The following is a 10082-nucleotide window of genomic DNA, read 5'->3' as shown; positions in this document are numbered from 1 at the left end:
AATTTAGCACATTCTTTCAGAAAAGGGGAGAGGGCTTTCTGAAGGAATGTGCAAAAAAATGGCTCTTTTGTTCCGAAATAAAGTGATAATTTACAATTTTCAAAAGGCGCAAAAAGTCCAGAAACGTCTCGGCATTGGCTGATGATGCCCGATGACCACCACTCGCCTTGTTGAACCTCCACTGCACCGAAAATCGAGACATGGGCATGGTGACCGTAACTTGGCACTTGCTTTTGATTGCCTACTTCTGCTCATGTGGGCTTGATATGAACGAACATGTGTCTCATCGACATGAAACAGAACCATTTGCCCGTAACTATTCACCCTAGTGCTAGCGTATAAATGAATCCAACACAAATAGGGCATTGCCGAGTAAGAAAATGCCCAGGATTTAGGACAAAACGTTGTCGATCGTTTCACCCATCAACAGGAGACATAACGAATCCCAGATCGGTTTGTCATGTTTGGTGAGCGTGGACACGATGCTGCTTGTGATGCAAAAGGATTGAGCGAACTCTTCTTGGCGAAACGTTCCCGAAATGTTCTGTTTGACTTTGATCATACGAAGATCTCGTTCAGCTTGGTTGTTGTCAAACGGAACGTGGGCTTCGCGCAAAAATCGTAACGCTTCTTCCATCCGTTTCTGTAGCCGCCGAACAAAGGAGAGCGCTTTTTTCGGAAGAGGCGTCCTCCCTTCCAACTGTCGGTGCGCTTTGTCCAATATGCGATCATACACACGCTCCCAACGTTTTGCTTCTTCCTCAGGAAGGGCACCATCATTCTGTTCAACCACCTGTTTGGCAGCGAGCAGAAATGTTGTCATGCGCATGGCCCATGTGTATGTCCTTGCTTGATAAACCCTTTCAACTCGCGCAAGTGATGGGCATGACAAAGCGCATGGGTCGCTTCTGTGTATTTCGGATATACGCTTTACGCATCGTGCATCATGGTGCCCTTATATCGATGAAGAATACCGGTTTCATCAGTGGCTTTCTTTCCACGCGATTCATGGGGAGCGAGATATGTATGTGTCGCTGTGGACAGTGGGACAGGTTCCTTGTCCAGAAGAGATGCAACTTTTGAAGCGATTAGAGAGTAATTCCAACAAGTGGACACACCACAAATGATTATCGCAATGGCAGCCCCATATCCAGCTATGATTAGGCAAAGTAGCCGATTTCAATTATCTTCAGGTTTAGAAAGTATGAGTTCCTTACATAAAAAGGTATTACAAAATGTTTACAAATATACATAAATATGATAAATTAATCTAGGAAAATAAAAATGGAAAGGTGAAAACATTGATTAATTGGGTAAAGTATAACAAATTCTCAAGTTATATATTACTTGTCATTTCATTTATGATGTCTTTAATCTCTATCTTTCTGGCAATATATATATCTATGGGTTCTGAAGTTAAATATATTCCAATAATGTTAGAAACAGATGGTGCTCCCGCATATGCAATATTTGGAATTATTGTTACCCTTATTATCCTAACTGTAATTGCCCAACTATATTTTGGAGCTATAATCACTCACTTTATGGCCAAGTTTATATTTAAAATACCCATACAGTTTTATTTATTCTTTAAAATATATCTTATTTTCACTATATTCTTATCCCTATCCATTATTTGGGAGCTAATCGTATTTAACGATCTCCCTAATGTTTTTTTTCTTGTAGCAAATCCTTTTCTAATAGTTGGACTATATATTTTATTTATATTATTACAAAATTTTGCTTGTGTTAATTGGAGAAAACCCCTTCTTTTCACAATATTTTGCTTATTTAGTTTTTTAACTTTTACTTACTTAGGAGGTTAATTTATGGAACAAGAACAAACTATTAAAAATAATAGTGCAATATTTCAAATTTTAGCTATAGGAATACTTTTTTCCCTTCTTTTAATCATAACTAATAATATTAGAATGACATTTAACCTTTCTGCTATGGTTGGAGGCTTAACTTATGCAGCTGCGTTTGAAGGGTTAAGGCGTGCCTATAAGCATTATAAAGATGGAAAACAAATTATTAGAGCATTAAGAGTTGCTTTTAGTTGGAATGTAGTTGGATTAATAATATCTTATGCTGGAGAGAAAGCTGTTGCATATGTATTAGAACATCATATGTCTACATTAGCATTCTGGTAAAAGAAAGAAAAGTTGTGAAAAGAGGGGTTTTTATATAATAGGTTCTTCGTAGTTTATAATGAATGGAATCTGTTAACATTGTTAACACCAAACAAATTGATAGGGTAATAATAGTAAATGAAAGATAATGAGTTGTAGAAATGGTATTAAATTAAGGTTCCTAATGGCAAGTGATCATGAAATCTATTTAATTGCAAGAGGACTTGAATTAAAGGTAATTCCTATTACATGGTACTTGTTTGTAGCTGTAAGCTAACAAACAAGGAGTATTTTCTAAAAAACTGTCAATAGCTAATTGTCTAATTATTTTTATATAAAAAAGTTTAATAATCTTAAATATTGAGACAAGTGAGTAGGATAAGTATGAACAGAAACTTATATTATTTAATCATTAAAATTATTATAAAAATAATTATTAATAAAATCTTTTATATTGGTAATGAAATTGGTATGAAGTCTGCAATACTAAAACCTGTCTTACAAATATTAAAGCGCCATCTAATTATTATTTCAATTACTATTTATTTATTCTGGTTTATTCTTGCAGTCTTATTTCAGGTTTTTTTCCACCATATTAATTTACCTCAAAATGAGTTGAATTTTTTAATAATATTATATGTTATACTTTTATGCTTAATTCAAACTGGAAATTTTGTTAGTAACGACATAAGAGAATTTGCATTGGAAAGTAATTTTTCATTAGGAATGAAAAAAAAGATTATTATTATAAATGAATATTTAGGATTTTTAATGGTATGGATTTTTTTGTTAGTTCTGTCATTTCCTTTATTTATTGTACAGACTTATTACAATAACTACTCAGGATTCATTTTACTTTTTCAAATTTTTATTCTCTTATTCTTTTTCGGATTTATGCTTACTTTTATTAAATTTATACTTTTTATGTTTAGCAAAATTAATCTTTTTGGTACAAAAAGATTATTATTATCGTTCTCTATTTTATCGTTTTGTATATTATTATCAATAAAAAAGAATGATATACAAATTCTAATTGAAACTTTAGTTAACCAAATACTATATGGAAACATGGTAGGTTTTCTTTTGAAATTTATTCCTTCTAATATTAATCTTTATGAAGTCAGAATCAATATAGAATTATATTTAATTATGTTTATATCATTAGGTATTGCTGTAGCATTACTAACAAAAATCTGTGATTATTTATTTAAAGAAAAACACCCTAAAAGTTCATTTAAAAGGTTTCCTTCTTTTAGAAAAAAAATGCTGTATATCTTTTTTAATTTTTTAAGATGCGAGGGTTTAATCAACATCCATTTCCTTGTGACATTTACACTAACTTTTATCCTTTTGTTATTTGCTAAATCAATTAATATCAACGCATTAAACATATTATTATTTACTGTTTATATTTTAACATCAAATTTGTTTAATCATTCAAATATTGTTTTACTGTGCAAAAGAAATAAACTTCCATTTATTTTTGTAGCTCTTTGTTTTTCTTTTATCGTATGGTTACAGTACATTATTATCATTATATTATTAGTAATCAATAATATGTTAATTGGTATTTTTACTACTTTCACTTTTATGGGACTAATTCTCATATTTTCTATTCTAACTGTTTATTGTGCCTCTGCATATCAATTTGAAAAATATTTTGATGATAAGTCAATTAACTTATTAGGAAAATCGATAGTTGTTGTTTTATTTGTATTAGTTTTATTGATCAAATTATTTTTTGATTATTTAGGCATAAATAGTTTAATATTAAACTATTTAATTTCATTTATTATTTCAATTGCATTATTGTTTGTATTTATTAACAACTACGATCGAATAAGAGGGAACTTTTATGAAGGGTTTAAATAAATTACGCAATATTTTTAATAAAGGGATATTGTCGATTTATTTAATTCAATTGATATTTATCTTGACAATTTATATAATTTTATTTTTTTTTCCACCTGAAGTTACAAAAATTAGTTCAAAAGAATTAATAAAATATATAGATTGGTTTTCTATTTTTATCAATAACATATCTACAGCATTCACTATAATTTTTATAGGTATCTTAACATTTGGCTTTTTTTCTACAATAACTTATTTATTTGGACTCTATATGTTAATCTTAGCTATCTATACTGCATTTCAGAATAGCGGTTCTTTATTATACTCTTTTTCAGTTATAATGGTTCACGGTATCCTAGAACTAATAGGTATAGCCTTAGCATATTATATATCTACAATTAGTTTTAGAGTTTTAATTAATAAAATATATAAAAAACAAATATTTCACGTAGAAGGATTTAATAAAATGGTTCAATTGTTTTTGGCAATGATTGTTATATTTTTTATTTCTTCTTTATTAGAATCTCATATGACCCCCAATATATTAAAAATAATTGTAAGGAGTTTATAAAATGATAAAAGTCAATAATTTAAAAAAGTCTTACAGATTAGAAATTCTAAAAGGGGTTACTTTCAAATTAGATTCAAAAAAAATATATTGTCTTTTAGGACGCAATGGTGCTGGAAAAACTACACTGATGAAAATTTTGTCTGGGATTCTTACCTTTGATTCTGGTGAAATTATTGTAAAAGATAAACAAAAACTTGATGAGTTAGTTTACTACGTGTCTGAAAAACCAACTTTTCTTGAATATTTATCAGGGTTTGATAATTTGGATTTTATTCAAAAAATTCACAAACTTAATCTGTCTAATAATGATTTAAAAAAATTTGTCGAAAATATGGGTATTCAGTCTTTTATGAATGAATTAGTAATTAACTATTCCCACGGTATGAAGCATCAATTAGCATTAGCAGCTGCATTCTTAAAAAAACCAAAGATTTTGTTCTTAGATGAACCATTAGTTTCTCTAGATCCGATTAATATTGCTTTTTTTCGTGATAAAATAGTTCGTTATGCTAGAGAAGGAAATACTGTTTTAATTTCTACTCATATGATTCCAATTGCTCATAAACTTGCAGATGAAATACTATTGCTTAAAGATGGACAAATTCACCAATTTGCAAATAATTTTAATGAAAAAGATCTGGAAAATTATATTTTACAAATAATTTAAGATTGTGCGCAAACGATTGCATTCTTTATGGTGGAAAGTTTGTCATCGACTGCTTAAAGGCCAGTCCCCCGACACATTAAAAGGATAAAGTGTTTGATCCAGAATTAGGGTTTGCTTTGAGGAGATAGCTGATTAAACTTTTCTCATTGCAAGCCTTTTAAACATTGGGGTGTATTGATGAATTCATAATAACTGTAAAGGATTTCTAACTTATGAATCGATAGTGAAGGTGATGTAAACGGACTTTTAACTTTACGAATCTTTTTAATTTCTTTAATTTTAATGGATTGTCTAAATGGACCATATTTTATTTTTAAAAGCCCATCTTCAATCTTATACCCGGTTTCAAACCAAATCCATAAAAGCACTCCTATTGTCATAAAACCTATTATATATCCGAATAAACTTTTATAAGTTATCAATTGCATGCCGACAGGCTCTTTCCCGAATATGTAAATAAGTATATTAAAAGCGATAATCCCCCAAAACATGAAGAAAAACCAAATGTCTTTTTTTGCTGGAAAATACATTTGAAACACTCCTTTTCTCCTTATCACAATCATACGAAAAATCAAACGTGAAAGTTTCAAATCGTTAACAGTTAATGTTATTTTCTGTAACGAATTTTGAAGAATAGCACTATATTTTTTGAGAAAAATTGCTATAATCTATAATAGAAAAGTAAATTTAAAACCTCTTTTCAAGAACACCTATTTCCTTACTGAATGTTTACGATTTAAGGATTTGTGAAGATGTTCTTTTTTATGGAAAGGCTGTTTTCGTAAACTTTGTTGCTTTTCGACTGTCTATGAACCGAACAAAGCACGTGGTCGGTCAAATTACATTTGTCCGACCATCGCCTTTTGTTCGGTTCACGTCACACTAAAGTGTGGCATAGCAAGCATGTCGCTTGCCTGGACAGTTGAAAAGCTATGGGTAAAGCAACAATCTTTTAAAAAGATCCTATGGAAATTTGATTTCACATGAAAAATGGGGGGATTTCGATGAAGAAATATGCCGTCATTTATTGTGAAAATCAATATGGTTCCATGGATGGAAAAACGGCCAATGGGTTGATTCGGGACTCAGGCTTGTATGAGATTACAGCAGTGATTGACAGCACGAAAGCTGGTCAAGATGCCGGGGAGGTTTTAGATCAAAAACGAAACGGTATTCCGATTTGTAAAGACCTTCAAGAAGCGATTGCCTCATCTAAAGAAAAGCCTACCTACTTTATCCTAGGAATTGCTCCAGCTCATGCTTTTCTAAATCAAAAAGAACGACAAGTCATTATGGGTGCGATAAAAGCAGGGATGAATATTATTAACCCACTGCAAGAATTTCTTACAGAAGATGAAGAAATGATGACCATGGCGAAGCGGTATGGAGTCGAGATCCGAGATATTCGAAAGCCAAGACCTAAAAATGAATGGACGCTGTTTACTGGACAGATCTTGAATGTGACGACACCAATTATCGCTGTTCTTGGTACAGACGGGGCATGTGGAAAACGAACAACGGCGATGATGATCGATAAAGGGCTTCAAGAACAGGGATATAAAACAGCGTTTATCGCAACAGGACAAACAGGGCTTATTCAAGGGGCATCCTATGGATTTTCGATGGATGCATTCCCGCTTCAGTATATGATTGGTGAATTAGAACGAGAAATTTTAAGAGCAAATGAAATTGAAAAGCCTGATATCATCATTGTGGAAGGACAGGGAGCGTTAAGCCATCCCGCTTACGTAAGTTCAAGCGGCATTTTAAAAGGAGCAAGACCGAAAGCGGTCATTTTACAACACCCGCCAAAAAGAAACGTATTAGGGGATTTTCCTTTTTTGAAAATGCCAGCAGTCCAAAGTGAAATCAGCTTAATTGAACATTTCGGACAAACAAAAGTGATTGCCATTACGTTAAATCACGAAGGTATGTCAGACGAAGAATTACACAACACAATCGTAGAATATGAAGAAAAATTCCAAATGCCAGTCACAGACGTCTTAAAATTTGGACCTGAAAAAGTCATTCATCGACTCATTGAATATTTCCCTTCTTTACAAACGAACAAACAAGCAGGGGTGGCAGTATGAGGAGGGAAATGACTCCAAGGGTAGAAATTGATTTACGTAAAATTTCACATAATGCAAGAGTCTTAAAAAAATGGTATGAAGAGAAAGGAATTCAAATTACGGGAGTTGTCAAAGGAGTTAGCGCAAGCATAGAGATTGCCAAAGCGTTAATTGACAGCGGCATTACAACACTTGCCGATACAAAAATTTCTCGCATTCAAAAGATGAAATCATCTCAATTAAATGCTACATATTTATTATTACGCACTCCGGCACTAAGCGAAATCGATGAGGTCGTTCGCTTTGCTGATATAAGTATGAACACTGAACTTGAAGTTATTCGGGCTTTATCAAAGGAAGCAGTGAAGCAAAATAAGGTGCATTCCATTATATTGATGGTCGAAATGGGTGATTTACGTGAAGGGATCATGCCTGAAGACGTTCCCGCATTTATTGAGGAAGTTTTAAAATTGCCAGGAATTCAAATTGTCGGTCTTGCGACAAACTTTGCTTGTTTTGGTGGAGTCATACCAACAGAACAAAAGATGTGCGAATTTTCTGCTTTAGCAATGAAGGTACAAAAACAATTTTCCTTAATATTTCCATATATTTCAGGAGGAAATTCAGCCAACTACAATTGGTTAAAACATACAAAAGATGTTGGAGTAATAAATCACCTTCGCCTTGGAGAATCGATTTTCTTAGGAAGAGAAACCGTCAATGGAACACCTATTCCAGGTCTGTATCAAGATGCTTTTTGTCTAGTTGCAGAGATAATTGAATCGAAATATAAACCATCTGTGCCATTTGGAGAGCAAAGAAAAAATGCGTTTGGAGAAAAAGTTTTCTTTCAAGATCGCGGAATGATGCAACGAGCCATCGTCGGAATCGGGCGGCAAGACGTATTCGTAAGCGGACTAACTCCCTTACTTCCTGTTGAAATACTTGGTTCTAGCAGTGATCATATCATTCTTGATACGAAAAATATCCATTTAAAACCAGGTGATGAGATAAAATTTTCTCTTGATTATGGGGCTTTGATTTCAGCCATGACATCCCCATATGTTTACAAAAAGTATCTTCATATTTCTGAAAAAGATCGATGTTCTAAAAGAAGAACAAAAAGGATAACAAATATAAGTAGCGGTGACACAGTAAACTACCTCATTTCATTTTTGTAAATTATACCATATTTTAGGATAAAAAAATCGGAGAAAATAATTGTCATTTTTAGATAACAGCCTAAAAAATCCCCTTTATTGTAGACATCCTATCTTTTTTCAGTCTACTTAAAGGGGATGATTCATATCAATCGAGGAATATGAAGTCGTGCATTAAAAGGTTCATAGATCATTATTGATTATTTACGCCTAAAGCCTCTTTTTGTAAATTTTTCTTTAATTCATGATCACGCTTAATTTTTCCATTCCCAACGGAGAGTGCGACTACAACACCTATACCAATAAAAATAAGTCCTGTTAAAAATACGGTGGTAAAAGATTGGGACCATGCTGTTTGAATGGATGTAATAACAGATTGTTTTATCTCATTCGGGACTTGTAAAACATCAGGATTGATCAGTAGTCCAAATAATGTATCTGTTTCATTTCCAACTTTCTTTAAAATTTGAACAGCTGCTTCGTTTGTTGCATTTTCTGTAACGTTTGACATATTCGTTTGTAGGGTTTTGTTCATAATCGCATTTAAAATCGTAATCCCAATGGTTCCCCCAATCGAACGGAAAAAGGTGGAAGCTGATGTAACTGCTCCAAGCTTTGATTTAGGAAATTCATTTTGAACGGCAATCATTAAAGTCGGCATGACAAGTCCCATACCTAAGCCCATGACAATCATATAGAGATAAGCGGTTAACTCTTTTGACTCAATGCCCATCGTACTCATTAAGTAAAACCCTATCATGGTAATTACCATCCCGATCGTTAAAACAGTACGATAACGAAGTCGTAATAATAACCTTCCTCCAATAACACTTGCCACAATTAAGGAAATCATCATCGGTGTCATTGTGGAACCTGCTTGAGTAGGTGTCACACCTAAAATCCCTTGCATAAACATAGGCACAAACATGATTGCTCCGAACATCCCAAGACCTAATAAAAAGCCTAATCCATTTGTAGTGACGAAAACACGATTTTTAAATAAAGATAAGTCTATAATCGGTTCTTGAGCTTTACGTTCGACGAAAATAAACAAAATCGTCAAGAGTAGAAAACCACCGAAGAGAAGGAAACTTGTTAAGGAATTCCATGCAAATTTATCCCCACCAAACGTTAGTGCCAGCAATAATAAGATGAGGGCTGGGACTAACGTAAAGATTCCGAGAAAGTCAATGCTAGTCTTTTCCTTTCGATGAATGATTTCGTGTTTTAATCCCATGAAAATTAAGATAGCAGATAACAGTCCAAAAGGTACATTAATTAAGAAAATCCAATGCCAACTAATGTTATCAACTAAAAATCCACCAATAAAAGGTCCAATAACAGAACTTAATCCAAAAATTGCGCCAAAAACACCTTGCCATTTCGCGCGCTGTTCAGCAGTAAAAATGTCTCCAATGATCGTTTGGGTTAATGGCATCAACATTCCACCGCCAATTCCTTGAAGGCCACGGAAAATCACTAGCTGCTCCATTGTATTAGCTATTGCACATAGGGCTGAGCCAGTAATAAAGATGATTCTTCATCACTTTTGGTGATTTTACAGTAAAAAAGAAAACATTTTAGAATTCCTGGCAATAATGTTAGCTAGCACACCACATTAATTAGGAG

The 10082-nt window shown here is 32.9% G+C and carries 8 protein-coding genes and 2 pseudogenes; 6 read left to right on the top strand and 4 right to left on the bottom strand.

What is annotated here, in order from left to right:
- Positions 1-227: pseudogene (locus tag J2S06_RS15670) on the bottom strand (hypothetical protein); the annotation flags it as partial.
- A gap of 164 nt (positions 228-391) precedes the next feature.
- Positions 392-1038: pseudogene (locus tag J2S06_RS15665) on the bottom strand (IS66 family transposase); the annotation flags it as partial.
- Positions 1039-1829: 791 nt separating this feature from the next.
- Between J2S06_RS15665 and J2S06_RS15660 the strand changes: the two are divergent.
- The 4 genes from J2S06_RS15660 (at position 1830) to J2S06_RS15645 (ending at position 5221) form a co-directional block, all read left to right on the top strand.
- Positions 1830-2153: a hypothetical protein gene (locus J2S06_RS15660; protein WP_419152904.1), complete on the top strand. Its 324-nt coding sequence runs from the start codon at positions 1830-1832 to the stop codon at positions 2151-2153.
- A gap of 363 nt (positions 2154-2516) precedes the next feature.
- Positions 2517-4004, top strand: coding sequence for a hypothetical protein (locus J2S06_RS15655; RefSeq protein WP_419152903.1), 1488 nt, complete (start codon positions 2517-2519; stop codon positions 4002-4004).
- Positions 3988-4554 (top strand): stage II sporulation protein M, encoded by a 567-nt coding sequence (locus tag J2S06_RS15650; RefSeq protein ID WP_419152902.1) that lies wholly within the window; start codon positions 3988-3990, stop codon positions 4552-4554. Before J2S06_RS15655 ends, J2S06_RS15650 begins: the two co-directional genes overlap by 17 nt.
- Position 4555: 1 nt before the next feature.
- On the top strand, positions 4556-5221 hold the full coding sequence (locus J2S06_RS15645; protein WP_419152901.1) for an ABC transporter ATP-binding protein: 666 nt from the start codon (positions 4556-4558) through the stop codon (positions 5219-5221).
- Between the two features lie 143 nt (positions 5222-5364).
- On the opposite strand, the gene J2S06_RS15640 is transcribed toward J2S06_RS15645, so the two are convergent.
- Positions 5365-5751 (bottom strand): PH domain-containing protein, encoded by a 387-nt coding sequence (locus J2S06_RS15640; protein ID WP_419152900.1) that lies wholly within the window; start codon positions 5749-5751, stop codon positions 5365-5367.
- Positions 5752-6225: 474 nt separating this feature from the next.
- Here J2S06_RS15640 and J2S06_RS15635 point away from each other — a divergent pair, with 474 nt between their 5' ends.
- Positions 6226-7314 carry a DUF1611 domain-containing protein gene (locus tag J2S06_RS15635; RefSeq protein WP_419152899.1) on the top strand — a complete coding sequence of 363 codons (1089 nt, stop codon included), beginning with the start codon at positions 6226-6228 and terminating at the stop codon, positions 7312-7314.
- An 8-nt stretch (positions 7315-7322) separates the two neighbouring features.
- The gene (locus J2S06_RS15630) at positions 7323-8474 is read left to right on the top strand and encodes an alanine/ornithine racemase family PLP-dependent enzyme (protein ID WP_419152905.1); all 1152 of its coding nucleotides are present in this window, start codon (positions 7323-7325) and stop codon (positions 8472-8474) included.
- A gap of 172 nt (positions 8475-8646) precedes the next feature.
- On the opposite strand, the gene J2S06_RS15625 is transcribed toward J2S06_RS15630, so the two are convergent.
- On the bottom strand, positions 8647-9933 hold the full coding sequence (locus J2S06_RS15625) for an MFS transporter (protein ID WP_419152898.1): 1287 nt from the start codon (positions 9931-9933) through the stop codon (positions 8647-8649).
- Between the last annotated feature and the right edge of the window lie 149 nt (positions 9934-10082).

It is taken from the genome of Bacillus alveayuensis, from assembly GCA_030812955.1.
GTDB classification, from domain to species: domain Bacteria; phylum Bacillota; class Bacilli; order Bacillales; family Aeribacillaceae; genus Bacillus_CB; species Bacillus_CB alveayuensis.
Note: the sequence above shows the minus strand (reverse complement) of the source record. Positions and strands in the feature narration are given on the sequence as shown.

What these genes read in the sequence shown, in the direction of transcription:
- J2S06_RS15660 (WP_419152904.1), top strand. Translation starts at nt 1,830, where the DNA reads ATGGAACAAGAACAAACTATTAAAAATAATAGTGCAATATTTCAAATT.
- J2S06_RS15655 (WP_419152903.1), top strand. Translation starts at nt 2,517, where the DNA reads ATGAACAGAAACTTATATTATTTAATCATTAAAATTATTATAAAAATA.
- J2S06_RS15650 (WP_419152902.1), top strand. Translation starts at nt 3,988, where the DNA reads ATGAAGGGTTTAAATAAATTACGCAATATTTTTAATAAAGGGATATTG.
- J2S06_RS15645 (WP_419152901.1), top strand. Translation starts at nt 4,556, where the DNA reads ATGATAAAAGTCAATAATTTAAAAAAGTCTTACAGATTAGAAATTCTA.
- J2S06_RS15640 (WP_419152900.1), bottom strand. Translation starts at nt 5,751, where the DNA reads ATGTATTTTCCAGCAAAAAAAGACATTTGGTTTTTCTTCATGTTTTGG.
- J2S06_RS15635 (WP_419152899.1), top strand. Translation starts at nt 6,226, where the DNA reads ATGAAGAAATATGCCGTCATTTATTGTGAAAATCAATATGGTTCCATG.
- J2S06_RS15630 (WP_419152905.1), top strand. Translation starts at nt 7,323, where the DNA reads ATGACTCCAAGGGTAGAAATTGATTTACGTAAAATTTCACATAATGCA.